This window comes from Specibacter sp. BI4 (assembly GCF_056680095.1).
In genome coordinates this window covers 120,877-145,831 of record NZ_CM155265.1, presented here as the reverse complement: position 1 = coordinate 145,831, position 24,955 = coordinate 120,877, and the positions used below count along the sequence as shown (strand labels likewise).

At 63.8% G+C, this 24,955-nt stretch carries 24 protein-coding genes and 1 riboswitch; of the genes, 15 read left to right on the top strand and 9 right to left on the bottom strand.

What is annotated here, in order from left to right:
- Nucleotides 1-37: 37 nt before the first annotated feature.
- On the bottom strand, nt 38-1,675 hold the full coding sequence (locus tag AC1L6K_RS00785; protein WP_480950856.1) for an ABC-F family ATP-binding cassette domain-containing protein: 1,638 nt from the start codon (nt 1,673-1,675) through the stop codon (nt 38-40).
- A 133-nt stretch (nt 1,676-1,808) separates the two neighbouring features.
- A riboswitch (SAM riboswitch) is annotated at nt 1,809-1,924 on the top strand.
- Nucleotides 1,925-1,959: 35 nt separating this feature from the next.
- On the opposite strand from AC1L6K_RS00785, the gene AC1L6K_RS00780 reads away from it, so the two are divergent.
- Nucleotides 1,960-2,499, top strand: a complete 540-nt coding sequence (locus AC1L6K_RS00780) for an OsmC family protein (RefSeq protein WP_480950855.1) — start codon at nt 1,960-1,962, stop codon at nt 2,497-2,499.
- Nucleotides 2,500-2,522: 23 nt separating this feature from the next.
- On the opposite strand, the gene AC1L6K_RS00775 is transcribed toward AC1L6K_RS00780, so the two are convergent.
- Together AC1L6K_RS00775 and AC1L6K_RS00770 are read right to left on the bottom strand one after the other, a co-directional pair.
- Nucleotides 2,523-3,188 (bottom strand): NADPH-dependent F420 reductase, encoded by a 666-nt coding sequence (locus AC1L6K_RS00775; protein WP_480950854.1) that lies wholly within the window; start codon nt 3,186-3,188, stop codon nt 2,523-2,525.
- Nucleotides 3,185-3,355 carry a hypothetical protein gene (locus tag AC1L6K_RS00770; RefSeq protein ID WP_480950853.1) on the bottom strand — a complete coding sequence of 57 codons (171 nt, stop codon included), beginning with the start codon at nt 3,353-3,355 and terminating at the stop codon, nt 3,185-3,187. The genes AC1L6K_RS00775 and AC1L6K_RS00770 overlap by 4 nt, the downstream gene beginning before the upstream one ends.
- A 125-nt stretch (nt 3,356-3,480) precedes the next feature.
- Here AC1L6K_RS00770 and AC1L6K_RS00765 point away from each other — a divergent pair, with 125 nt between their 5' ends.
- Nucleotides 3,481-3,999: a MarR family winged helix-turn-helix transcriptional regulator gene (locus AC1L6K_RS00765; RefSeq protein ID WP_480950852.1), complete on the top strand. Its 519-nt coding sequence runs from the start codon at nt 3,481-3,483 to the stop codon at nt 3,997-3,999.
- Between the two features lie 9 nt (nt 4,000-4,008).
- Here AC1L6K_RS00765 and AC1L6K_RS00760 read toward each other — a convergent pair whose 3' ends face one another.
- The gene (locus tag AC1L6K_RS00760; RefSeq protein ID WP_480952663.1) at nt 4,009-5,025 is read right to left on the bottom strand and encodes a LacI family DNA-binding transcriptional regulator; all 1,017 of its coding nucleotides are present in this window, start codon (nt 5,023-5,025) and stop codon (nt 4,009-4,011) included.
- A gap of 297 nt (nt 5,026-5,322) precedes the next feature.
- Here AC1L6K_RS00760 and AC1L6K_RS00755 point away from each other — a divergent pair, with 297 nt between their 5' ends.
- The 5 genes from AC1L6K_RS00755 (at nt 5,323) to AC1L6K_RS00735 (ending at nt 10,477) form a co-directional block, all read left to right on the top strand.
- On the top strand, nt 5,323-6,549 hold the full coding sequence (locus AC1L6K_RS00755) for a sugar ABC transporter substrate-binding protein (RefSeq protein ID WP_480950851.1): 1,227 nt from the start codon (nt 5,323-5,325) through the stop codon (nt 6,547-6,549).
- A 62-nt stretch (nt 6,550-6,611) separates the two neighbouring features.
- Nucleotides 6,612-7,577: a carbohydrate ABC transporter permease gene (locus AC1L6K_RS00750; RefSeq protein WP_480950850.1), complete on the top strand. Its 966-nt coding sequence runs from the start codon at nt 6,612-6,614 to the stop codon at nt 7,575-7,577.
- Between the two features lie 9 nt (nt 7,578-7,586).
- Entirely contained in the window at nt 7,587-8,447 is an 861-nt protein-coding gene (locus tag AC1L6K_RS00745; RefSeq protein WP_480950849.1) for a carbohydrate ABC transporter permease, read from the top strand.
- Between the two features lie 105 nt (nt 8,448-8,552).
- Nucleotides 8,553-9,341 (top strand): ThuA domain-containing protein, encoded by a 789-nt coding sequence (locus tag AC1L6K_RS00740; protein WP_480950848.1) that lies wholly within the window; start codon nt 8,553-8,555, stop codon nt 9,339-9,341.
- The gene (locus AC1L6K_RS00735; protein ID WP_480950847.1) at nt 9,338-10,477 is read left to right on the top strand and encodes a Gfo/Idh/MocA family protein; all 1,140 of its coding nucleotides are present in this window, start codon (nt 9,338-9,340) and stop codon (nt 10,475-10,477) included. Before AC1L6K_RS00740 ends, AC1L6K_RS00735 begins: the two co-directional genes overlap by 4 nt.
- A 100-nt stretch (nt 10,478-10,577) precedes the next feature.
- Here the strand turns inward: AC1L6K_RS00735 and AC1L6K_RS00730 are convergent, their stop codons facing one another.
- Nucleotides 10,578-11,219 (bottom strand): GntR family transcriptional regulator, encoded by a 642-nt coding sequence (locus AC1L6K_RS00730; RefSeq protein WP_480950846.1) that lies wholly within the window; start codon nt 11,217-11,219, stop codon nt 10,578-10,580.
- Nucleotides 11,220-11,394: 175 nt separating this feature from the next.
- Between AC1L6K_RS00730 and AC1L6K_RS00725 the strand changes: the two genes are divergently transcribed.
- The 6 genes from AC1L6K_RS00725 (at nt 11,395) to AC1L6K_RS00700 (ending at nt 19,887) form a co-directional block, all read left to right on the top strand.
- A complete protein-coding gene (locus tag AC1L6K_RS00725) occupies nt 11,395-12,402 on the top strand; it encodes a 1-aminocyclopropane-1-carboxylate deaminase (RefSeq protein ID WP_480950845.1) in 1,008 nt (335 codons plus the stop codon).
- Between the two features lie 473 nt (nt 12,403-12,875).
- The gene (locus tag AC1L6K_RS00720) at nt 12,876-14,714 is read left to right on the top strand and encodes an ABC transporter ATP-binding protein (RefSeq protein WP_480950844.1); all 1,839 of its coding nucleotides are present in this window, start codon (nt 12,876-12,878) and stop codon (nt 14,712-14,714) included.
- A complete protein-coding gene (locus tag AC1L6K_RS00715; RefSeq protein WP_480950843.1) occupies nt 14,714-16,459 on the top strand; it encodes an ABC transporter ATP-binding protein in 1,746 nt (581 codons plus the stop codon). The genes AC1L6K_RS00720 and AC1L6K_RS00715 overlap by 1 nt, the downstream gene beginning before the upstream one ends.
- A gap of 213 nt (nt 16,460-16,672) precedes the next feature.
- Nucleotides 16,673-16,816: a hypothetical protein gene (locus AC1L6K_RS00710; protein WP_480950842.1), complete on the top strand. Its 144-nt coding sequence runs from the start codon at nt 16,673-16,675 to the stop codon at nt 16,814-16,816.
- A gap of 99 nt (nt 16,817-16,915) precedes the next feature.
- Entirely contained in the window at nt 16,916-17,965 is a 1,050-nt protein-coding gene (locus AC1L6K_RS00705) for an LLM class flavin-dependent oxidoreductase (protein ID WP_480950841.1), read from the top strand.
- 248 nt (nt 17,966-18,213) lie between these two features.
- Nucleotides 18,214-19,887, top strand: a complete 1,674-nt coding sequence (locus AC1L6K_RS00700) for a ribonuclease J (protein WP_480950840.1) — start codon at nt 18,214-18,216, stop codon at nt 19,885-19,887.
- Between the two features lie 136 nt (nt 19,888-20,023).
- Here AC1L6K_RS00700 and AC1L6K_RS00695 read toward each other — a convergent pair whose 3' ends face one another.
- The 3 genes from AC1L6K_RS00695 to AC1L6K_RS00685 form a co-directional block, all read right to left on the bottom strand.
- Complete coding sequence (locus tag AC1L6K_RS00695) at nt 20,024-20,482, bottom strand: UPF0158 family protein (RefSeq protein WP_480950839.1); 459 nt, start codon at nt 20,480-20,482, stop codon at nt 20,024-20,026.
- 200 nt (nt 20,483-20,682) lie between these two features.
- The gene (locus AC1L6K_RS00690) at nt 20,683-21,066 is read right to left on the bottom strand and encodes an RNA-binding S4 domain-containing protein (protein ID WP_480950838.1); all 384 of its coding nucleotides are present in this window, start codon (nt 21,064-21,066) and stop codon (nt 20,683-20,685) included.
- A gap of 13 nt (nt 21,067-21,079) precedes the next feature.
- The gene (locus AC1L6K_RS00685) at nt 21,080-21,661 is read right to left on the bottom strand and encodes a hypothetical protein (protein ID WP_480950837.1); all 582 of its coding nucleotides are present in this window, start codon (nt 21,659-21,661) and stop codon (nt 21,080-21,082) included.
- A 241-nt stretch (nt 21,662-21,902) separates the two neighbouring features.
- On the opposite strand from AC1L6K_RS00685, the gene AC1L6K_RS00680 reads away from it, so the two are divergent.
- Nucleotides 21,903-23,111 carry an aspartate transaminase gene (locus AC1L6K_RS00680; RefSeq protein WP_480950836.1) on the top strand — a complete coding sequence of 403 codons (1,209 nt, stop codon included), beginning with the start codon at nt 21,903-21,905 and terminating at the stop codon, nt 23,109-23,111.
- A 31-nt stretch (nt 23,112-23,142) separates the two neighbouring features.
- Nucleotides 23,143-23,820 (top strand): 4-carboxy-4-hydroxy-2-oxoadipate aldolase/oxaloacetate decarboxylase, encoded by a 678-nt coding sequence (locus AC1L6K_RS00675; RefSeq protein ID WP_480950835.1) that lies wholly within the window; start codon nt 23,143-23,145, stop codon nt 23,818-23,820.
- Between the two features lie 103 nt (nt 23,821-23,923).
- On the opposite strand, the gene nac is transcribed toward AC1L6K_RS00675, so the two are convergent.
- The gene (gene nac, locus AC1L6K_RS00670; protein ID WP_480950834.1) at nt 23,924-24,838 is read right to left on the bottom strand and encodes a nitrogen assimilation transcriptional regulator NAC; all 915 of its coding nucleotides are present in this window, start codon (nt 24,836-24,838) and stop codon (nt 23,924-23,926) included.
- Between the last annotated feature and the right edge of the window lie 117 nt (nt 24,839-24,955).

The following is a 24,955-nucleotide window of genomic DNA, read 5'->3' as shown; positions in this document are numbered from 1 at the left end:
CCTGCCAATCATCGCCGGGCAGCATCCGGAGCGTCGCTTACAGCTCCGCCACCTGGCCGTCCTGCACTGACCAGCGGGTGTCGAGTCGTATGTTTTCCAGCAGCCGGCGGTCGTGGGTGACCAGCAGCAGCGTTCCCTCGTAGTTCTCGAGCGCTTCCTCAAGCTGCTCAATCGCCGGCAGGTCAAGGTGGTTCGTTGGTTCATCGAGCACCAGTACATTCACCCCGCGGGCCTGCAGCAGCGCCAGTGATGCGCGGGTGCGTTCGCCGGGGGAGAGGGCGCCCACGGGGCTCGTCACCTGGTCCGCCTTCAGGCCGAATTTGGCCAGCAGGGTGCGGACCTCGCCCTGGTTCAGCTCCGGTACCAGGGACTCGAAGGCGTCGCCCAGGGGCGTGCCCTCCGGGAACTGGCTGCGCGCCTGGTCGATCTCGCCGATGGCGACGTTGGCGCCCAGGGAGGCCACGCCGTCGCCCGGGTCGGTGCGGCCCAGCAATAGGCGCAAGAGGGTGGACTTGCCGGCGCCGTTCGGGCCCGTGATGCCGATGCGCTCGCCGGCGTTGACCTGCAGCGAGACCGGCCCCAGTGTAAAGCCGCCCTGCCGCACCACCGCCGCATTCAGGGTGGAGACCACTGTGCTGGAGCGCGGGGCTGCGCCGATGCTGAACTGCAGCGCCCATTCCTTGCGGGGTTCTTCAACCTCATCGAGCCGTGCGATGCGGGACTCCATCTGGCGCACCTTTTGGGCCTGCTTTTCGGAGGATTCAGAGCTGGCCTTGCGGCGGAGCTTGTCGTTGTCGGGGGCCTTCTTCATGGCGTTGCGCACACCCTGCGAACTCCATTCACGCTGCGTCCGGGCGCGTCCCACCAGGTCGGCCTTCTTGTCGGCAAACTCGTCGTAGGCCTCTCGGGCGTGGCGCTTGGCGATGGCGCGCTCCTCGAGGAAGGAGTCGTAGCCGCCGTCGTACACGGCCACCTTGTTCTGCGCCAGGTCCAGCTCCACCACGGAGGTGATGGTGCGGGCCAGGAACTCGCGGTCATGCGAGACCAGGACGACGCCGCCGCGCAGCCCCTTCACGAATTCCTCCAGCCGGGCCAGTCCTGCCAGGTCGAGATCGTTGGTGGGCTCGTCCAGAAGAACGACGTCGAACCGGCTCAGCAGGAGCGCGGCCAACGCCACCCGGGCGGCCTGCCCGCCGGACAGCCCCGTCATGGGGGCGTCGGGGCTCAATTCCAGGCCCAGATCGGCGAGCGTTGCCGGGATGCGTTCGTCGAGGTCGGCGGCGCCGCATGCCAGCCAGTGGTCAAGGGCTGCGGCGTACTTGTCGTCGTCGGCGGAGTTGCCGGAGCCCAGCGCCTCGGCCGAGCGTTCCATGTCCCCGGTGGCCTGTGTGCAGCCGGTGCGCCGGCCGATGTACGCGGCGATGGACTCGCCGTCGATCCGCTCATGCTCCTGCGGCAGCCATCCTACGAAGGCGTCCTGGGGTGCGGTGCTGACGCTGCCGCCCTGCGGTGTGGCTGCCCCGGCCAGGATGCTCAAAAGTGTTGACTTGCCGGCGCCGTTGGCTCCGACCACGCCGATCACGTCGCCCGGTGCGACTGTGAAGGAGAGGTCGGTGAACAAGGTGCGGTGTGCGTGGCCTCCGGAGAGGTCCTTTGCGACAAGTATTGCGCTCATGCCTCCATCTTAAGTTGCTTCGGTGTGTCCGCCTGACGGCAGGGAAGGGGTAGGCCGCCGTCGTGCCGGGATTGTTGCCGCATGTGACGAATATCTTGAGGCAGGCGCCGGGGCCCGGCAGGCTGGTGGACAGAATCAAGAGTTTCGAGCGAAGGCCCTGGCTGCTCGATCGGCAACCCTCCACACCATAGTGGGGTGCCCCAGGTGAGGATTCGACGCCCGGCGCCTGCCGTGGCGTAAGTATGGCGGGGTGCACGGCGCCCGTCTTTACGCGAAGGAACATCATGACTGAAACAGCACTTATTGACGACGCCGCCCAGCGTTCCGCGCGCCTCGGCGAGGCCGGAGCGGCCTGGGCCCAGCGGATCGGCGCCGACGCGGACAACGCGAAGCTTACCTACAAGGTGGCAGGCGTTGGCGTGGGCTCGGTGGCCACGCGCATCAGCGCCGGCAAGCACCAGTTCACCGTGGACGAGCCCGCCGCACTGGCCGGTGACGACACGGCTGCCAGCCCGGTCGAGTACGCGCTGGCCGCGGTCATCTCCTGCCAGGTGGTGGTGTACCGGCTGTACGCCGAGCAGCTGGGCATCAAGATCGACGACATCACGATCCATGCCGAGGGCGACCTTGACGTGCGCGGACTGTTCGGCATAGACGAAACCGTCCGCCCGGGATTCAGCGACATCCGGCTGGCGGTCAACATCACGGGCCCGGAAACGCAGGAACGCTATGTCGAACTCGCCCGCACGGTGGAGGCGCACTGCCCCGTGCAGGACCTGTTCAGCAACTCCACCCCGTTCAGCACGGTGATCACCAAGGTCTGAGTCCGCCCCGGTTCAGGGGCGGATCAGCGCGCCGCGGTGAGCTCGCCGAGGCCGGCCAGGTGCGCGGCCAACTCCGCCGCCAAATCGGCCGTGCCGTAGGCGCCGGTGAAGATGGGCGTCCCCGGTTCGAAGGCTGTCCCGTTGGCGAGTGCTCCGGCGTCGACGGCGTCAAAACCCAGCCGTTCAATGAACTCCAGGACCAAGGCACGGGTTGCCTCGTGGTCCGTGGCAACCGCCAGTGCGCGCCTGCCCGCCGTGCCGGCCGCCCGCGCGTCGAGCTCCAGCTCGTGGTAGCCGATATGGTTTAGTGACTTCGCCAAGTGGGCTCCCGGGATGTGCGCCAAGACCATTTCGGAGCTCGACGGCGCATCCGCCAGCTCGGGCATGTCACCGTTGGTGTCGTGCCAGAAGTTCATGGTGTCCAGCACGTGCTTGCCGGCCAGCGCGGCCGGATCCAGGGTGCGGAACTTGTGCAGCGGGACGGACAGGACCACCAGGTCGGCCTGGGCCATGGCCTCCCCGGCCGTGACGGCGGTGGCCCCGGGGGCCATGACGGACACGATCAGGGAAATGTCCTTTGGGTCCCCGGAAGCCGCGATCAGCACACGGTACCCGGCCTTCAACGCCTGCCGGGCAACACCCGTGCCGACCTTCCCTGCCCCGAGAATGCCAATGGTTTGTGTAGTCATGCTGCGGACTCCTTGGTGTTGGTGGTGCTCGTTTTAAGTTCGGCGTCGATCAGAGGCTTGACCTCGGTGCCGAAAAGTTCAATGGATTTCAGGACGCCTCTTTGCGGCACCGACGCGGGTGCCCGTTGCGGGTTCCACCTGTACGACGCCAAAACCATAAGCGCCAAGTTCCATCGATGCTCCTCAAGTTCGCATGACGCAACCGCCACATCATAAATATATGTGGTTACACAGATCATCTTACTCAAATATGATCTGTTGTAAAGCGTGTCGGTCGGTTATGATGGATGTCATGAGCAACAGCACCGCAACGGAAACCCCCGCCATTGACTCCCGCGATGACTTTGGCTGGACGCTGGGCGTCCTGGTGCGCAACTATCAAAACGCCTCGACGGCGGCCATGGGTGAGTTCCCGCATGGCCCGCGGGGCTACCAGGTTCTTGTGGCGGTGGTGCGGGGGGAGCAGCCCAACCAGTTGGCGCTGGCCCAGCACCTGGGCATCGACAGGACCGTCATGACCTACTTGATCGATGACTTCGTCAAGGCCGGCATGGTGGAACGGCAGCTCAATCCCGCCGACCGGAGGGCCCGCATTGTTGTTGCCACGGACACCGGCCGCGCGGAGCTGGAAAAATTGCAGCAGGGTGTCATCGAAGCCGAGAGCTCCGTCCTTGGTGCGCTCGGCACCGAGGAACGTGAGGTTTTCCGCTCGCTGCTGCGCCGCGTGGCGTGCGACGCGCCGGTAGTTTCCGGGCACGACCTTGGGGCCTGTGAGGCCGTGGAGGAAATGCTGGGCATCGCCCGGAAGTAGCGGCCCTGTTCAGGCCTTCCTGCCGCGCGCCTTGCCCATGGTGGCGCCCGCAGAATAAGTGCACCCGATCAGCAGTTGCGGCAGCGGGTTGTCCTTCTTGTCGATCTGGTCAATCAGCGCGTTCACACCCAGCCGGCCAAGCTCATCGGCGGGGGAAATAAGGACCGCCATTTCCGGTTCAGACATGCTGGCCGTGTCCAGCGTCGAGGCCAGGGCCAGCACGGAAATGTCCTGTGGCAGGCGGTAGCCGGCTTGCTGGAGCCCTGCGACAAAGCCCGGGCCGGCATGTTCATTCATCATTAAAACGCCCGTGGCGTTCGGGTGGTTGGCGGCGAGCTCCGTTGCCAGTGCGCGACCTCCTGCCGACGACTGCAGCCCGCTCATGATGGCTCCGGACAGCCCGCGCTGGGCCGTGACTTCGCCAAACGCCTTGCGGGTCCTGGCCACCGGCCCGTACCCGCCGAGCATTTGGTTGCCGACCCCGCCGTCGACCAGCACCAGGTCCGTGTGGCCCAGTGCGGTCAGGCGGTCGATGGCGTTTTCCACGGCGGATTCAAAGTCAACGTCCACAAAGGGAATTCCTGTGGTGTCCCGGGTTCGGCCGATCAGGGCGAAGGGGATGTTGCTTCCGGACAGCTCGGCCACTCGGGGGTCATCAAGCTGGACCTCCATGAGCACCACGCCGTCCACCAGGCCCGACGACGTCAGCTCCGTGACGGCCTCGGCGTCGTTGCTCATCGGCCACAGCACCAGGTTATAGCCGCGCAGCCTTGCCTGGTCCGCGGCACTGGTGAAAAATCGCACCGACGTGGGTGAAAAACGGTGCTGCAGGGCTGGGTACAAGAGCGCCAGCACGTGCGTACGGCCCCTGGCCAGGGCGCTGCCGACGGCGTTTCGGCGATACCCGAGGTCCTTCATCGCCTGTTCCACCTTGGTGCGGGTCTTGGGTGAGACCGGCTTTGAATTGTTGATGGTGAAAGAAACTGTCGCCAACGACACCTTGGCCAAATTGGCCACGTCCTGCATGGTTGCCACGGTGCTCCTCCCTGTTTGCTCCTGAACAAAGCTGCCTCACCCAACATTAGTCATATCCTGCGTCACGTACGACATAAAGTAAAGCGCTTTATTTTTCCCTTGACAAGATGGCCCCGGCGCGGGCATGATCAATGTCACAGCCGCAAGTAAAGCGCTTTACTGTTCGTTTGTCCGGGACGTCACGGGGCAGCCGGCGGCACAGTCCCTTGGGCATTCAGTAGCCAGCGCCGCCGGGCCCGATCGAAGCGCTTCGACCACTGCATTACCACAACGAGCAAAGGAGCTACCGTGAAGATTCCAGCAAAGACCCGCATGACCAAGATCTTGGCCATCGCAGCCATCGCACCCTTCGTCCTGACAGCCTGCGGAGGCGGGGGCAACAGCGCCTCCGGCGACGCGTCCACCCTGACCCTCATGGACTACTACAACAATGATCCGGACAAGGCCCTGATCCAGACGGCCATTGACAAGTGTGCAAGTGAGATCGGTGTCACCATCACCCGTGAAGTGGTGCCCGGCAAGGACCTGATTCAAAAGGTGTTGCAGAAATCCTCCTCAAAGACCCTGCCCGACATCTTGATGCTGGACAATCCCGACCTGCAGGAGATTGCCTCCACCGGCGGCCTGGCCCCGCTCAGCGACTTCAGCGTGGACACCTCCGGTTTCGCGCAGGGCATGCTCGACGCCGGAACGTTCGAGGGGGAGGTCTACGGGCTGGCACCCACAGCCAACACCCTGGGACTCTTCTACAACAAGAAAATCCTGGCCGACGCCGGGCTGACGCCGCCCACAACCTGGGACGAACTCAAGGCAACGGCCGCGGCGCTGACCCACGACAGCCAGTTCGGGGTCGCCTTCTCCGCCATTGCCACGTATGAGGGCGCCTGGCAGTTCCTGCCGTTCATGTGGACCAACGGCGGCAGCGAGACAGCGTTGGATTCCACGGAAAACAAGGAAGCCCTGCAGCTGTGGAAAGACCTCGTCGACAGCGGGGCTGCTTCCCAGAGCGTCATCAACTGGGGCCAGGGTGACGTCAAGGACCAGTTCATGTCGGGCAAGGCAGCCATGATGATCAATGGGCCGTGGCAGATCCCCGCCCTTAACGCCGAAACCTCCTTGGAATGGGGTTCGGTGCAGGTGCCCGTGAACAAGGCCGGCCAGACACCGATCGCACCCCTGGGCGGCGAGGTGTGGACCATCCCGCAGACCGGCGACTCGGCCAAGCAAGCCAAGGCTGCGGAATTCATCAGCTGCTTCACCGCCGATGACACCCAGCTGTCCCTGAGCACGGACCGCTACACGGTGCCGACGAAGCCTGAGCTGGCGCAGGAGTACGTGGAGAAGATGCCCGACATGGAGGCCTTCACCGAGCAGATCGCCAATGCCCGGTCCCGCACGGGTGAGCTGGGCGCCGAATGGCCCAAGGCTGCAACCGAGATTTACACGGCCATCCAGCTCGCATTGACGGGCAAGGCCACTGTGGACGAAGCCTTCGCCCAGGCTGCCAAGGGCTGACGCCCACACCATATCGTTGCCGGCTCCGCCGCTCTTGCGGCGGAGCCGGCGGAAAGGCCCCCATGACTTCCCTTTCAACAGACTCTCCGGCACGGGCTGCTCAAGCCGGTGCGCGGGCGAAGACGCCCGGGCGCAAACCGCGAAACCGCTTCTTCGCCAATGAAAGTTTTGCCAAGCTGCTCTTTGTCATTCCCGCCGGGGTCTACATGCTCCTGTACTTCGGGTACCCGGTCGTCAAGAACGTCATGATGAGCCTGCAGGACTACACGACGAAAACCTTCTTCACCGGCGAGGCCCCCTGGGTGGGGATCGAGAACTACCTGACAGTCATCAATTCCAACCTGTTTGGCCCGGCCCTGCTCAACACGGCCCTGTTTACGATTGCCTCCATCGCCGGGCAGTTCGTCATTGGCCTCGCCCTGGCCTGCTTTTTCAACCGCCGTTTCCCGCTGAGCGGCTTCCTGCGCGCCATGCTGTTGCTGCCGTGGCTGCTGCCCTTGATTGTTGCCAGTGCAACCTGGCGGTCCATTCTCGACCAGGACTCCGGAATTTTGAACCAATTCCTGGGCACTTTTGGGATCCCCGCCATTCCTTGGCTGACCAGTCCGGACGTGGCACTGATCGCCGTCATCCTGGTCAACATCTGGGTTGGCATCCCCTTCAACGTCACGCTGCTTTATGGCGGACTCCAGGATATTCCGGTCGAACTCTATGAAGCGGGGGCCCTCGATGGTGCGACTGGGTGGAAAGCCTTCCGCCACATCACCTGGCCAAACCTGCGGCCTGTGGTCAGCGTGGTGCTGATCCTTGGCGTTGTCTACACGAGCAAGGTCTTGGACATCATCCTCGGTCTGACCAACGGCGGACCCGCCAACGCAACCCAAACCATTGCCGTGCGTTCCTATCAGGAATCCTTCGTCAATTTCGAATTCGGTGTGGGCGCCGCATTCTCCAACATCCTGATCCTCATTTCCCTGATTTTCGCCGTCATCTACCTGCGGGCAAATCGCCGCGCCGTCGATGAGTAGGAGGGCCCCATGACCACAGCACAGCTCAAGCGTCCGGCCGTCCGTATGACAGCCCTCCGGCGGCGCGCCATCCGAACCCGAACCTCCACTCTTCTGGGCATCTTGTTCCTGGCCTTCATGTTGTTCCCCATCTACTGGATGGTCAACGCGTCCCTGCAACCGTCGGGCAACACCTTGTCGGCGGACTTCTTCCCGTGGAACCCGAGCTTTGCCGGCTATGAAAAGGCAATCGCCGACCAGGGCCGCAATCTGCTCACCAGCTTGATCATTTCGCTGGGAACGGTGGCCGTCACACTGGTCATCGCGGCACCGGCTGCCTACGCATTGGCCCAGTTCAAGTTCCGGTGGATCAGCTGGGCGCTCCTGGCCATCCTCATCGCCCAGATGATTCCCGGCGTTGTCATTGCCAACGCCTTGTATGCCGCCTACAACGACCTGGGACTGTTGAACTCCATCCCCGGGCTGGTCATGGCCGATGCCACCCATGCCATCCCCTTCGCCATCTTGATCATGCGGGCGTCGATGATGAGCATTCCGGCTTCGATCATCGAGGCTGCCAGGGTGGATGGCGCCAACCAGCTCAGGGCATTTGTCTCGATCGCACTGCCGATCTCCAGGAATGCGCTCATCACCGCGGGCCTGTTCGCCTTCCTGTTCGCATGGAGTGATTTCCTGTTCGCCCTGACCCTGACCACGACCGATGAAATTCGTCCCGTGACGCTGGGCATCTACCAGTACCTCGGCACCCAGGTCTCAAACTGGAGCGCCGTGATGGCCACCGCCGTGTTGTCCTCGCTGCCGGCCATCGTCCTCCTGGTGGTGGCACAAAAGTACATCGCCGCCGGCGCGACAGGCGGGGCCGTGAAGTAGCGACGCACCTCCAGCCCGCCGGCCCGCCAGAGGCGAATTCCATCATCCGGAACCCAAAATTCCGGACCCACATTCCCTGCACCACCATGTAAAGAAAGCGAAAAAATGTCTGGACTCACCAGCCCCAAAACCCCCATCAAAGTTGTTGTGTGGGGAGAAAACCGGCACGAACAAGTTGAACAAAAAGTCAGGGACCTCTACCCGAACGGCATGCACAACACCATCAGGGAAGGCATCGAAGAGAATCTGGGCTCCGACGTCCAAGTCAGCACCGCGACCCTTGACGATCCCGAACACGGGTTGACCGAGGAGGTCCTCGCCGCCACCGACGTCCTGGTCTGGTGGGGGCACGCTGCGCACGCAGACGTTTCCGATGAGGTTGTTGAGCGCGTGCACAGGCACGTCCTGGCGGGAATGGGCCTGCTGGTGTTGCACTCCGGGCACTGGTCCAAGATCTTCGGCAAGCTCATGGGCACCTCCTGCACCCTGCGCTGGCGCTCGGAACAAGACCGGGAAATCGTGTGGACGGTTGACCCCACCCACCCCATTGCCCAGGGCGTGCCACACCCGTTCATCATCCCGGCGCAGGAAATGTACGGCGAATTCTTCGACGTCCCGGCCCCGGATGAGCTGATCTTCCTGTCCACCTTCACCGGCGGCGAAGTGTTCCGCAGCGGCATGACCTGGCGTCGCGGATTTGGCAAGATCTTCTTCTTCAGCCCCGGCGACCAGGACTTCCCGGTCTACCACCAGCAAGAGATCCGCAAGGTCATCGCCAACGGAGTCCAGTGGGCAAGAACCCTCCGCCCGGAACGTGCCGAGCCCGTGCTGCTGCGCTATGAAACCGAAGACTTCCACAACGGCCGCGGATACCAGGGGGCGATGTCCAATTGAGCGCTTTCGCCACCGTTGATGCGCCCGGCCCGCTCCGCCTGGTCCAGGTCGGTGCCGGCGGCATGGGCAAGGCCTGGCTGGACACGATTGCCGCCAACCCGGACGTGGAACTGGTCGGCCTGGTTGACCTGAACACGGACACCGCCCATCAAGCACTCGCCGACAAGGGGCTCACGGGCGTGGTCGTGGGGACCAGCGTCAGCGACGTTGCCACCGCAACCGGTGCCCACGCCGTCGTCAATGTGACAGTGCCCGTGGCGCACCACCCCGTCAACGTCGAGGCCATGTTTGCCGGCCTGCCGGTGCTGTGCGAGAAGCCCGCCGCGCCAACTGTTGCCCAGTCGCTGTCCCTGGCAGCCAGCGCCGAGGCCAGCGGCCAGCTGTTGATGATCAGCCAGTCGCGCCGCTACTTCAACTCCCTGGCCCAGCTCAAGGCGGTCACCGGTGGGCTGGGTGGGATTGGTGTCATCACCACGGAATTCTTCAAGGCCCCGCACTTTGGCGGTTTCCGAGAGGAGATGGACCATGTGCTGCTCGTGGACATGGCCATCCACCCGTTCGACGCCGTCCGGCACCTCACCGGGCAGGAACCGGTCAGCGTGTACTGCGAAGAGTTCAACCCGGCCTGGAGCTGGTACCAGGCCGACGCCGCTGCTACCGCCATCTTTGAGTTCGCCGGCGGCCTCCGCTATGTGTACTCAGGCTCCTGGTGCGCCGATGGCAAGGAAACGTCCTGGAACGGGCAATGGCGCGTGAACGGCGAACACGGAACAGCACTGTGGGACGGGGAACATGCCCCGACAGCGGAGGGACCCGACGGGGCGGCGCTGGAGGTTCCTGCCTCCGACGGTCGCCCGGAACAAATCGCCGGATCGCTGGCAGAGTTTGTTGCAGCGGTGCGCAGCGGCGTGGAGCCCGACGGGGAAATCCATTCCAACATCCACTCGCTGGCCATGGTGGAGGCGGCTGTGCAGTCCGCCGACACCGGGCAGCGGGTGCGCATTGACGATGTCATCACCGCTGCCTACGCACAGGCCTTGGAGGCAGAGAGGAACCCGGCGGTGAAGGCTGCACTCACCGGATGGGGCTCGCCGCAGGCCGGGCTGTCCCGAACGGGCGGGGGCGTGCACGTGTAGTGCCGCTGCATGTTCACAGGGTGGGGTGCAACGCGGAACCGTGCTGCGCCCCACCCGTTTTATTGGCGGTGCGTGCACTCATTGAGAGCCGTCCGGCGCTTCAGCCGCCCAGTGACAGCCAATTTTCCCGGGTGGCAAGCGCCGCGCCGTCAGCGTCACCCACAGCGGCCAGCCGGATAATCTCCGCATGGGCAGTCACCGAATGCTGTGCGGCGTGCGAACTGAAACGCTGCCGCTCAACCCTCCGCAGCACGGGCATCGCCTGTTCCAGCATGACGGGCACCATCTCATTGCCGCAGGCACCCACCAGGATGTCGTGGAACTGGTCGTCGGCGGCCAAGGCGGCATCGGCGTCGTTCCTCTTGATGGCAGCAGCGAAACGGGTATTGGCCACGGTCATCGCGGCCAGGTCTTCATCGGCCAGCAGCGGCACGCCCAACCGGGCTGCCAGTTCGTGCATGGCCGCGACAACCTGCTGCGCGCTCACGGTGGATGCGGGGTCCAGCGGTGCCACGATGGTTGCCCGGCCGGGCCGGGCCTCAATCAGCCCCGCCCGCTCAAGCCGCAGCAGCGCCTCGCGGATCGGCGTCCGGCTCACGCCGAGCCACGCTTCAAGCTCGGGATCGCGCAGGCGCTCGCCGGGGGCGAAGGTGCCGTCAACGATGGCGTCGCGAATGGATTCGTACACGTCATTGCGCAACAGCGAGCGTTTGTGGATTCCGTGCGGCAGGGGAGTCGGCATGCAACATAGGATATATCGCCGTGCCCGCTGAAGCGTCCAGAGGTGCCACGGGCCGCGTCCACCGGGCCTGGACCGGTCGCCCCCTTGACACTCCGCCCATTGTCGTATCCAATATATTGCATATCAATAGTTGCTGTTCGGCACCCATACAAGGTCCCAACGAGACAAGGACGTCATGGCACTCTCAGATTTTGAACGCTACCCCCTTACTTTTGGCCCCAGTCCGATCCATGACCTTCCCCGCTTGACCCAGCACCTCGGCGGCGCCACCATCTGGGCCAAGCGAGAGGACGTAAACTCCGGTCTGGCCTTTGGCGGCAACAAGACCCGCAAACTTGAATACATCGTCCCGGACGCCATCGCCCAGGGCGCGGACACGCTCGTGTCCATCGGCGGGTACCAGTCCAACCACACCCGCCAGGTTGCCGCCGTCGCCGCCAAGCTGGGCATGAAGGCCCGCCTCGTGCAGGAAAACTGGGTCGACTGGCCGGACCCGCTCAGTGACCGCGTCGGCAACATCCAGCTCTCCCGCATCATGGGTGCCGACGTCAGCCTCGACGCAGCCGGCTTCGACATCGGCATCCGCAGCAGCTGGGAACAGGCCATCAAGGAGGTCGAGGACGCCGGCGGCAAGCCTTATCCCATCCCTGCCGGCGCCTCCGAGCACCACCTCGGCGGCCTCGGCTTCGCCAACTGGGCCTACGAAGTTGAAAAGCAGGAGCAGCAACTCGGCATCTTCTTTGACACCATCGTGGTCTGCACCGTCACAGGCTCCACCCACGCAGGCATGGTCGCAGGGTTCGCGGGCCAGGAGCGCCCGCGCCGCGTGATCGGCATCGACGCTTCGGCCACGATCGAGAAAACACGCGCGCAGGTCGCCCGGATCGCCCGCCACACCGCCGAACTCATCGGCCTGGGCCGCGAGCTCCGCAACGATGAAATCACCGTCCTCGAAGGCTGGGCCGGCGACCGCTACGGCATCCCTGTCAAGTCCACGCTGGACGCCATCCACCTCACGGGCTCACTCGAGGGCATGATCATCGACCCCGTCTACGAAGGAAAATCCATGGCCGGGCTCATCGATCTGGTGAAATCCCGGGACATTCCGGCCACCAGCAACGTCCTCTACGCGCACCTCGGCGGACAGTTGGCCCTCAACGCCTACAGCGGGCTCTTCCGCTGATCCCATCCGGGCAGCCGTGGCCGGGCCCGCCGAAATCCGGTCCTGTCGTGTCAAGGTACGACGCCGGACACCCGCCGGCGGCGCCCCGCCCGCCAGAGCTGCGCGAGCGTTTACGAAAAACCCACCAGAGCTGCAGGAACGTTCATGTGGTGGCGAGCCAGCCCAGGAACTACAGTGTCAAGATCTGCCGGCGCTGGCTGCGTTTCTGCCGGTGAAATTCGACGATGCCAACCATATTGTGTTGATGCTGTGCAGCCAACGGTCTCCCCTGATTGTCCCTGTTCGGTGATCCTGGCCGAGCACTGACAGGCAATGCGGTTTCATGGTGGAAATACGCCGTTGTGTGCGTTAGTGTAACTACTTGTGAGATAGATAACGCAGCCCCCGCCCCGCGCCGATCGCTCCGCCTTGCAGGCGGATTGCCGGATCGCGCCTGTTACGCCTGCCAATCCACCATTTGTTAGGAGGCCGTAGTGCGCTCGTTTCCTTACAAACCCGCCAAGAAGCCGGACCTCCGTTCGCCCGGACGGTACCTGCTGTGGCTGGCCGGTGCCCAACGCGGCACGCTGCTGCTGGGCATCATGTACGGATCGATCTGGACCGTGTGCCAGGCACTGACCCCGTACGTCCTGGGACAGGCAATCGACCAGGGCATCCTGCCCGGCAACTTTGCCCGGCTCACCTCTTGGGTGGGTTTGCTGGTCGGGTTGACCGTCGTCCAGTCAGTTTCGGCCACGCTGCGCCACCGCGCCGCCGTGAGCAACTGGATGCAGGCAGCCTTCCGTTCCGCGCAGGTCGTCGGGCACAAGGTGACGCGCAGCGGGGATGCACTTCCACAAAAGTTTTCCACCGGCGAGGTCGTCTCCACCTGTGCTTCCGATGCGATGCGCATCGGTGAGATCTTTGATGTGGCCGCCCGCCTGGCCGGATCCGTGGTGGGCTACCTGCTTGTCTCGTTCCTGGTGTTCCAGTCCTCGTGGGAGCTGGGCCTGGTGGTGCTGATCGGTGTGCCGCTGTGCGGTGCCGCGATGTTGTTTGTCATCCGCCCGTTGCAGCGGCGCCAAAAAGCGCAGCGCGAGGCTGCCGGGCAAATGAGCGCCCTGGGTGCCGACACCGTGGCCGGGCTGCGTGTGCTGCGCGGCATCGGCGGCGAGCACATCTTCGTTGAGCGCTACCGGGAACGCTCACGGGAAACGCAGCTGGCCGGCAACAAGGTCGCGTATTCACTGGCCGACCTGGATGCCGCACAGGTCTTCGTCGTCGGCGTGTTCAGCGTGGCGTTCACCTGGATCGGTGCGCTGCAGGCCGTGTCCGGACAAATCGAGGCCGGCCAGCTCGTGGCACTTTACGGGTATGCGGTCTTCCTCGTCTCGCCCATCCGGACAGCCGCCGACGCCGTCTCCCGCCTCATCCGCGCCCAGGTCGGGGCCAAGCGCATCATCGATGTTTTGGCCACCCCTTCCGCAGTGCACGACGCCGAGACAACAGTCCCAGCCCCGGCCGCACCGAGCGCCTTGCTTGACTCGGTTTCAGGCGTGCTGGTTGCCCCGGGCGGGCTGAGCGCCATCGTCTCGGACGACCCCGCGAAATCGGCAGACCTGGCCCGCAGGCTGGGGCGCTTTGAGGACGCCGTGCTGCGCGAGGCGGAGGTGCGCTGGGGAAGCGAAGCGCTGCACATGATGCCGCTGCGCGAGGTGCGCTCTCGCATTGTTGTCTCCGACGCCGAACCCCAGCTGTTCACGGGGACGCTGCGGCAGGAACTGGACCCCGCCGGGAACCACACCGACGCGGAAATCATGGCGGCCATCGACGTGGCCAGCGCCGACGACGTGTTTGACGGCCTGGAATACGGACTGGACGACGAAGTGACGGAGAAGGGCCGCAGCTTTTCCGGCGGCCAGCGCCAACGTCTGACGCTGGCCCGGGCCGTGCTGACCGAGGCCGAGGTGCTGGTGCTGATTGAACCGACAAGCGCCGTTGACGCCCACACCGAAGCCCGCATCGCCACAGCCCTGCGCCGCACCCGCGGGACGCCGGGGCAAACCACCGTGGTGGTGACAGCGAGCCCGCTGCTGTTGGGTGCCATGGACACCGTGGCGTTCCTGCAGGACGGGCAGCTGCTGGCGCAGGGCACACACCGGCACCTGCTGGACACCGTCCCGGGCTACCGCAAGGTGGTGATCCGCGGCGAAGGCATGGACGGCCACGCCACCCCGCCCAACGCAACCGCAGCGGAGGCAACGGCCGGCGCCAATGCACTGGACGACGTCGAACTTTTGGACAACAACAGCACACCCGGAGGGGGAAACTAATGGCTGGGACGAAGCTGCCCGTGGCGGATGCCGCCGAGGTCAAGGCCGAGGGGCTGCGGCTGATGCGCATGCACAGCAGGCCGCTGGCCGGTGTGGTGGGACTGTACGTGGTGTCGGCCATTGCCGGGCTGGCCGGGCCGTTCCTGCTGGGCCGGCTCGTGGATGCCATCAGCGTTGGCACCACCACCGGCTTTGTTGCCGCGGTGGCCCTGGGCCTGGCCGGATTCGTGATTGTCCAGACGGTGCTGGCCCGGTGGGCCCGGCGCAAGGGCATGGTGCTCGGCGAGAAGGTGTTTGCCCAGCTCCGCGAAGAATTCATGGAACAGGTCACGTCCCTGCCGCTGTCCACGGTGGAAAAGGCCGGCACCGGCGACCTGGTGTCCCGCACCACCAATGACGTTGACTCCGTCTCGCACACTGTCCGCTTTGGTGTGCCGCAGGTGCTGGTTTCGGTGGCGACCATTGCGCTGACTGCGGCCGCCGCCTTGCTCACCAGTCCGCTGGTGGCCGTGGCGCTGCTGGTCGGCGTGCCCCTGCTGGTGCCCGTCACCCGCTGGTACCTCAGGCGCGCCACCCCCGGCTACCTGGCCGAGCGGGAAAGCTACGCCGGGCTCAACGGATCAATCACCGAGACCATCGAGGGTGCCCGCACGGTTGACGCGCTGAGCCTGGGACAGCACCGCCGCGACCGGATCGACGCCGCCCTGCGCAACTGCTTTGAACGCGAGAAGTACACGCTGGGCCTGCGCACAGTGCTGTTCCCGGTGGCCGAATTTTCCTTCTGGCTCCCGGTCGCCGCGGTGCTGCTGTGGGGCGGCTGGCTTTCGTCCCAGGACCTGGTCACCACCGGCATGGTCGCCACGGTTGCGCTGTATGCCATGCAGCTCATCGACCCCGTGGACACGCTGATCATGTGGATCGATGAGATTCAGGTGGGCGCCTCCTCGCTGGCCCGCATTGTGGGCATCCGCGACGTCAAGGCGGACCGCACGGCCACGGACGCCATCCCCGCGGACGACGAACTCGTCGTCGACAAGGCCCGCTACGCCTACCGCCCCGGCCACAACGTGCTGCACGGCATCGACCTCACCCTCCGGCCGGGGGAGCGGCTGGCCATGGTGGGTCCCTCGGGCGCCGGCAAGTCCACCCTGGGCCGCCTGCTGGCAGGCATCCACGGCCCCACCTCCGGCTCCGTCACAGTGGGCGGGGTGCCGCTGGTTGACCGTCCGCTGGACGAGCTGCGCGGCGAGGTTGCCCTGGTCACGCAGGAACACCACGTGTTTGTGGGCACCCTGGCCGACAACGTCCGCCTGGGCAAGGCGGACGCGAGCGACGCCGAAATTGAAAAGGCCCTGTCCGACGTCGGCTCCCTGGCCTGGGTGCGTGCCCTCCCCAAGGGCCTGGCCACCGAGGTTGGTTCGGGTTCGCACACGCTGACACCGGCGCAGGCGCAGGAGCTCGCGCTGGCCCGGCTGGTGCTGGCCGACCCGCACACGCTGGTGCTGGACGAGGCAACGTCGCTGATTGACCCGCAGGCCGCCCGCGACCTGGAGTTTTCGCTCAGCGCCGTCCTTGAGGGACGGACAGTGGTGGCGATTGCGCACCGGCTGCACACAGCGCACGACGCCGACCGGGTGGCCGTGGTGGAAAAGGGCCGGATCTCGGAGCTTGGCTCGCACGACGAGCTGCTGGCCCAGGACGGCGCGTACGCCGCGCTGTGGAACTCCTGGCGCCAGGACGCCTGACCCGCCGCCGACCCTCCTCGACGCTCGCTCACTTATGGGGCAGTTTCGACGAACGCTCGCTCACTTGTGGGGGTGTTTTTCCCGACGCCCGCTCTGTTGCGGGCCTGTCCGGGGCCCTTTCGGCGGTGTGCAAACAGGCGTAACGTTCAAGGAGGGGGCGCGTTGGACCGTCCGGCCCGGTGCGTAACGACTTGGATGCACAGGGAGTTCACCATGCCTGACAAGCAGCCGCACCACCACGAACACAAGAAGGTCGACAAGGGGCACGCCATCAAGGCCAAGCGCGCGGAAAAGAAGGCGCGCGGCGCGGCCGATGAATCTGCGGATCCAGTCGCCCACATCACCAAGAAGCGGTAGCAGCCAGTCCCGCCGACAGTCGGCTGTCGGCGGCAGACCGCCGGCCGACTATATGCGTACGCATGGAATAGTCGGCAGGTGCTTGACGTTGTGCCAACCATGGAAACAAATATCAAGAAGCGCATCGGATTCCTCTCCTTTGGCCACTACGGAACGGGCCGCGGATCCCAAACGAATTCGGCTGCCGAGGCCCTCCACCAGGCTGTCGACTTGTCCGTTGCCGCCGAGGAACTGGGCATCGACGGGGCATTTTTCCGTGTCCACCACTTTGCCCGGCAACAGGCAGCCCCATTCCCCCTGATGGCCGCCATTGCTGCCCGCACGAGCCGGATTGAAATCGGCACCGGCGTGATCGACATGCGTTATGAAAACCCGCTGTACATGGCCGAGCAGGCTGCGGCCACCGACTTGATCAGCGACGGACGCCTCCAGCTCGGCGTGAGCCGTGGTTCACCCGAACCCGCCGCCAACGGTGCTGCCGACTTCGGCCATCACCCGCTCGATGGCGAGACGGACGCCGACATGGCCCGGCGCCACACGGCCTCCTTCCGGCACGCCATTTCAGGTGCCGGCGTGGCCGAGCCCGGCGGCCATGCGTCCATGGGCGGAGACCGGCTGTTGCGCATTGAGCCGCAGTCACCAGGGTTGGCGCAGCGCATTTGGTGGGGAGCAGGATCGCGCGCCACGGCCGTATGGGCCGCGCGGCAGGGCATGAACCTGATGAGCTCAACCCTGCTCACCGAAGACACCGGCGTGCCCTTCGACCAGCTGCAGGCCGAGCAAATCCAGCTTTTCCGTGACGCGTGGGCGAAGGCCGGCCACGACTTTGCGCCCCGCGTTTCGGTCAGCCGCAGCGTCATCCCCGTGGTTGACGACGTGGACAACATGTACTTCGGGCTCCGTGCCCAAGCGGACGGCAAGGACCAGGTCGGCATGATTGACGGACTGCTCTCCCGCTTCGGCAAGAGCTACATGGGCGACCCCGCCGACATTGCCCGCGACCTCGCCGCCGATGCCGCAGTCCAAGCCGCCGACACGGTCATGCTCACGGTGCCCAACCAGCTCGGCGTTGCCTACAACACGAAGATGCTGGCCAACATTGCCGAACACATCGCCCCCGCGATCGGCTGGGAGCCGGCCACCAATTAAGGTGCCCGGGTCCAGCGAAGCGAGGTGCCGCCGTCGTACTTTATGGCACGACGGCGGCACCTCCCCTGACGCGGCATTCGCACCCTCCGGCGGGTGCGGGAATTCCAGCACCGCGGCGGTGGTAAAATCAGCTAAGCAACCCCCTAATTTTTTAGCGATACCGGTCAGTCCCTGGCCGAAAGAATCGCAACAAACGGCGGCGCAACATCGCCAGCCTGACGCCCACAACACAATAAAGTCTGGAATCCATGAGAAGAACTGTTCGCCAAAGCCCGCCCGCCCTCGCCGATGGTGCCATGCGCATCGTCGCCCTCGGAGGTTTGGGGGAAATCGGCCGCAACATGACCGTCTTCGAATATGCAGGCAAGCTGCTCATTGTCGACTGTGGCGTGTTGTTCCCTGAGGAGCACCACCCCGGCGTTGACTTGATCCTGCCTGATTTCTCCTATTTGAAGAACCGCTGGCAGGACGTTGTCGGCCTGGTGCTGACCCACGGCCACGAGGACCACATCGGTGGTGTCCCGTACCTGCTCAAGCACCGCGGCGACATCCCCGTCATCTCCGCCAAGCTGACCCTGGCCTTCCTGAAGACCAAGCTCGACGAGCACCGGATCAAGGGCAAGATGATCCAGGTCAAGGAAGGCGACCGCCGCAAGTTCGGCCCGTTCGACGTCGAATTCCTGGCAGTCAACCACTCCATCCCGGACGGTCTGGCCGTTGCCATCCGCACGCCTGCCGGCCTGGTGCTGGAAACCGGTGACTTCAAGATGGACCAGTTCCCGCTGGACAAGCGCATCACCGACCTGGCCGGCTTTGCCCGTCTGGGCGAGGAAGGCGTGGACCTGTTCATGCCCGACTCCACCAACGCCGAAGTGCCCGGCTTCCTGGCGGCTGAAGCCGACCTGATCCCGGCCATCGACCAGGTCATGCGCACGGCCCCGCGCCGTGTTGTGGTGTCCAGCTTCGCCAGCCACGTCCACCGCATCCAGCAGATCATCGACTCGGCGCAAAAGTACAACCGCAAGATCGCCTTCGTTGGCCGCTCCATGGTCCGCAACATGACCACGGCACGCGAACTGGGCTACCTGAAGATCCCGCGCGGCATGCTCGTTGACGCCAAGGAACTGGAGAAGATGGCCCCCAACAAGGCCGTCCTCATTTGCACCGGTTCACAGGGTGAGCCGATGGCCGCCCTGGCCCGCATGGCCAACGGCGACCACCAGATCAACCTGACCGAGGGCGACACCGTCCTGTTGGCCAGCTCACTGGTGCCCGGCAACGAGTCATCGATCTACCGGCTCATCAACGACCTCACCAAGCAGGGCGCCAACGTCATCCACAAGGGCAACGCGAAGGTTCACGTCTCCGGACACGCCAGCGCCGGCGAGCTTGTGTACTGCTACAACCTGGTCCGTCCCAAGAACGTCATGCCTGTGCACGGTGAATACCGCCACCTGAAGGCCAACGCGGGGCTGGCTGTCCGCACCGGCGTGGACCCGAAGAACGCGTTCATCGTTGAGGACGGCACCGTGCTCGACCTCAAGGACGGCGTGGCCAAGATCGCCGGCAGCGTTCCCGCCGCGTACGTGTACGTCGAGAACATGGTTGCCGGCGCGGCGACGGAGGAGTCCTTGGAGGACCGCCTCCGCCTGGGTGCCGATGGCGCCGTCACGCTGTTGCTGATCGTCAATCCGGACACCGGAAAGATCGAGGAAGATCCGGAATTCTTCCCCGTGGGCTTCAACCTCACGCCGAAGGACCTGGAGAAGGCCAACGGAATTGTGGAGAAGACAGTCTCCGCGCTCCGCGGCGAGAAGACGGGCCCGGTTGCCGAAAAGGCGATCGCCGAGGCGCTGCTGCGCTGGTCCGACCGGGCGCTGCGCCGCAAGCCGGTCTACACCGTCATCATCGTCGAGGCGTAAGCCTCCCACTGGTTTCGCTGGTCGAGACGCTGCCGCCGTCGTACTTTTCAAGTACGACGGCGGCACTTGGCTTTAACGGTGTTGTTGCCTTGGGCGCGGGCATGGCCGGGCGCCGGCCTTGGTGTGCGCATCCGGGTCAGGGGCTCGTGGCCAGGGCGGTCTCGGCTTCGTCCCAGCTGATCAGCTCGTTGTCCCGCAACCACTCGATGGCCCGGACTTTCATGGCGGCGTCGTGAAATTCGTGCCACTGGGTGAGTTCTTCCGGCAGTTGGTGGATTGCGTCCTTAAAGTGGCGGAAGGGCTTGTTGCGGTCAATTGACAGTGTGAGCCGGTCCCTGTGGCGGGCGTTCTGAACGCCGGAAATGAATCGTTCCATGTCCCGGTAGCCCTCGTTGGCTTCAATCGGATCGATGCGGATGCCGCCGCGGTCGTCCACGTCCCAGCCTTCGGTATCTGCCTCATCCGCAACTTCTTCACTCCACAGTTCAATCTTGCCGGTGGCCGGATCCACCCAGAAGAACGTCTCGTAATCCATGAAATGGTTTTCCAGCGCCATGGCCAGATCTTCAAGATCAAAGTTTTTCAGATGCAACACGGTTCGGCCCTCCGCAACGGGTGTTTGAAATTATGCAATCCCCACAAACACCATGGTTCCCCGTGGACCGGCTGAGTTCAAGGGTTTAGGGAGACGCGTTGCGGCCATCCGCCCGCTGCAGAACCCGAGCTTTGGCCGTGAAGGTCGCGGCCGGTGCGCCCTGAGGCTGTTTACGCCCTGAAGCACCCCCAACGGAGCTGTCAGTCTTCGCCGCGCAGCTTGTCCATGTCGCGGCGGTCCTTTTTGGTGGGCCGGCCGGTGCCGCGGTCACGCTGAGGAAGGCCAAGCGCGGGCAGGACGGGGCGCGGGGGAGTGTGGTCGGTGAAACAGTGTGAGGCCGCTTCGGCACCAACGCGTTTGTTGATGAGCCGGCGGACTTCCAGAATCCTGTCATAGCCGGGCTGGCGCACGCGGATGGTGTCGCCCGGGACCACTGTGTGGGCGGCCTTGGCATTGGCATCGTTGAGTTTCACGTGGCCCGCACGGCAGGCAGCCGTGGCCATGGACCGGGTTTTATAGGCCCGGATGGACCACAGCCACGCGTCAATGCGCACCGACGCCGGTGCGGTCTTGGGAATGCTCATAGTTCAATTGAGTCTAGCGCTGCCCGGGAGCCCGATGTGCCCCGGAGCCGGACGCTCCCATCCCCCATGTCATCTTGCGAATATTTTTGTGTCGCAGCCCGGTCAGGAGTGCGAGCTCGAAGTCATCCAAGAGGCGTTGATTGCGTGTTTTGGCAAGCAGAAGCAGTTGATCAGCTTCGACGGTGTTTTTGGAATGTTTCAGTGCTGCCAGCTCCAGCCCCAAGATGCCGATAGCGGCCAAATGAACCTGATTCGGAGTGCCCGAAGGGTGAACATCATTGAATACCAGTCTGACCTGCCGGACATCCTTGCGCGAAAGTTGGGCGGCTTCTGCCAAATCACCCACGGCCAGGCCGTCTTCCAGCACCATCGCCAAGTGTCGGTTTAGCAGGGCCGTGGTTCCACGGATTGTGCTCGATGTGAAGGCAAGAAGCTGGCGTTGCCGCTGGAACGTGCTCCTGAGTTGATCAAGCTGGGAGGTGTGCGGATCCGGACCGGAATTGCCGCGGTAGCGATAGCCTTCAGCGGGAGATCCCGGCGTCGTGGCGGGTGATGAGTAACCTGGTCGACGGTGGACATCCTGGCTGCGGGACAACTCGATTGCTCATTTCAGTTTCGGGTGATGGTGCTTCACTAGGAGGCTACTTCAGGAAATGGAGGGTGGGGACATACCGAAAATGCGTGCCGCCATATGCAAACAAGCACGACGGTTTCGTGACGCAGGCCATAAGATCCGCTTATAGTTCCACGCGGTTTAGGTCTTGGTCACAGGCCCCCAAAGTACCTAGGCTCAAAGGAAGCGACACTCCCATCAGGACCTAGTGCTTGGAACTCCAATGACCGAATTTCAGCCCGCATCGCGGGTGACCCGCATTAAATCTTCGCCCAGTGTTGCAGCCGCCGGCCGTGTCCGCGAGCTCAAGGCAGAGGGGCGGAGAATTCTTGACCTGACAGTCGGCGAGCCCGACTTCGACACTCCTGCGAACATCAAGGAAGCAGCCATCGCTGCGGTCAGCAACGGTGAGACCAAGTACACCGCAGTTGCAGGAACCCCTGCACTGCAGGCGGCAATCATCCACTCCATGGAGTCCCGGACGGGCGTCCGCTACTCGGCGGACCGGATCACCATCGGCGGCGGCGCCAAGCAGGTCATCTTCACGGCCTTCATGGCCTCACTGGGGGAAGGCGACGAAGTGGTCATACCAGCCCCATACTGGGTGTCCTACCCTGACATGGTGCTGGCCAACGAGGGAACGCCCGTCATTGTGGAGTGCGGCGAAGACACCGGCTTCAAGCTGACACCCGAGTCGCTGGCCGCTGTGCTGACCGACCGGAGCAAATGGTTGATCCTGAACACGCCGTCCAACCCCACCGGGGCCGTCTATACGGCAGTGGAATTGCGCGGATTGGCCCGGGTTCTGGCTGATTTCCCCAAGGTTCATGTCCTGACGGACGAAATCTACGATGAAATCTACTTTGGCCCTGAACGCCCGGCCTGCCTGCTCAAGGTCGCCCCTGAACTGGACGGGCGCGTCCTCATGGTCAATGGTGTATCCAAGTCCTACGCCATGACCGGCTGGCGACTGGGATATGCGGTTGGGCCCAAGCCCGTGATTGCCGCCATCAACAAGCTACAGTCACAGATCTCCTCCTGCCCTTCCTCCGTCAGCCAGGCGGCTGCCGCCGAAGCCCTGACCGGCGACCAGTCCTTCGTTGTGGAAAGCCGGGCCGTGTACCGCTCCCGGCGCGACATAACCGTGGCCGGGCTCAACGCCATCGAAGGTTTGGCCTGCAGGACGCCGGACGGCGCGTTTTACGCCTACGTCAACTGTGCCGGCGTCATTGGCAAGGCAACTCCCGACGGTGCGGTCATCAGCAGCGATGAGGATTTCACCATGTACCTGCTTGACAGTGCCTCCGTTGCTGTCATTCAGGGATCCGCCTATGGAGTCGGCCCCTACTTCAGGATTTCCTACGCGACAAGCGTGGAAGTCATCAACGAGGCACTCGCCGCCATCGAAAAGTCCGTCCTGGCACTTAGCTAGTTGCCACGCCAAACACCCAAGGAGCATTGCCATGATTCATGTCAGAACCAAATTCGAGCGCCCCACTGCCGACGCGGTTGCCAGGCTGGCCAAGTTCTCATCCGCCACGATTCACGAGGCGCAGGGGCGCAAGGGCGCACTCAATTCCAAGATCAAGCCGATCGACCGGAACATGTCTTTCTGTGGTCCAGCCGTGACCGTGCGCTGCGCACCCAGGGACAACCTCATGCTTCAGGTGGCCATCCACTATGCCGAAGCCGGAGATGTCGTCCTGGTGTCGGCCGGCGAATATGGTGAAGCCGGAACGTTCGGTGACGTGCTGGGCACCGCCATGAAAGCCAAGGGATTGGCTGCGATGGTGACTGATTCCGGGGTCCGTGACACCCAGGACCTCATTGAACTTGGCCTGCCTGTTTTCTCGGCAAACGTCTGCATCAAGGGAACCGTCAAGGAGACGATCGGGCCCATCAACCACCCGGTGGTCTTCGGCGACGAGATCATCAACCCCGGCGACATCCTCAAGGGCGACGCCGACGGCGTGGTCGTCATTCGCAGGGAAGAAATCGAAGATGTGATCCGCCTTTCCCAGCAACGCGACGACAATGAGCGCGAACTCATGGGCAAGTACCTGGCAGGTGGCACAACCATTGAACTGTGCAACCTCACGGAGGTACTCAAGTCCAAGGGACTGCTCGTCGAAGACGCATAGCAGGCGGCTCGAATTGCATTCCATTTTGAGGAGCGGCCCGCACAGTAAAAGATAGCCTTTATCCCATATATAAATGTGGATGGACTAATTGCGTTATTACTGTTTATTGTTCACTGAGCATTTCGTAAAACATCTCATTAAGAATTCTCAACACAGCGGACGCAGCCTCTGACAACGGTTCGTGGTCCGGGGTGCACAGCGCAATCTTGCATGACATTGCGGGGTCAGTGATGCGCAGGAAGGCAAAATCCTCGTCGTCAAACAAGGATTCGGCCGCCGAACGGGGCAGGATGGTGGCGCCCAAGTCGGCACGAAGAAGCTGCCGAAGGGTGGGGGACGACTCCACTTCACCCACCAACTGCAGTTCAAGGTCCTTGCTTTTGAAACCTTCCTCGACCATTTGCCGCAGGGTATGGTTCTGTTCCGGCAGGATCATGCCAAAACTGGATGCCTCCTCCAGCGTTGTCACACCACTTTCGGCAACGGCTGCGGACACGCGCTTGGAATTCACCACAAGATAAAGTTCTTCGATGCTCAGGGTAGTGAATTGGACTCCCCGGATGGGCCCGGGCTCGTAAATAAGGGCCATGTCCAGGCGGCCGTTGCGGATGGCGTCACTGAGCACACCGCCATATATTTCCGTCAGATGCAGCACAATGTCGGGATATCTCCGGCTGACCTCACTCATGATCCGGGGTGTCAGTGTCGACGCCATGCTGTAGGGCGCGATGGCAATGGAAACGCGCCCGGATGGTGCGGCTCCTGAAGCGGAAACGTCCAAACGGGCTTGCTCCACGAGGCGCAAAATGGTTTGGGCATGCCGGTACAAGGTGTGGCCGGCGGCTGTTGGGGAGACACCTTGCTTGCTCCTGATCAGGAGCCGCTGCTTGAGGTCCTTCTCCAGGGCAGAGACTTGCTGGCTGAGCGCCGGCTGGGCCACGTGCAGGGCTGCCGCGGCCTTGGTGATGCTGCCGGAATCAACAATCTTCACGAAATATGCAAGCCTGCGTGTGTCCACGGTGGTCTTCTTTCCTGATGGCGCCTGGGCATCGGGCCAGGGGTCATATCTGAAACGTATGGAGGGATACACAATAGGTCTTTGTGTGATTCAGATCTCGCATAATAGGTTGATCTG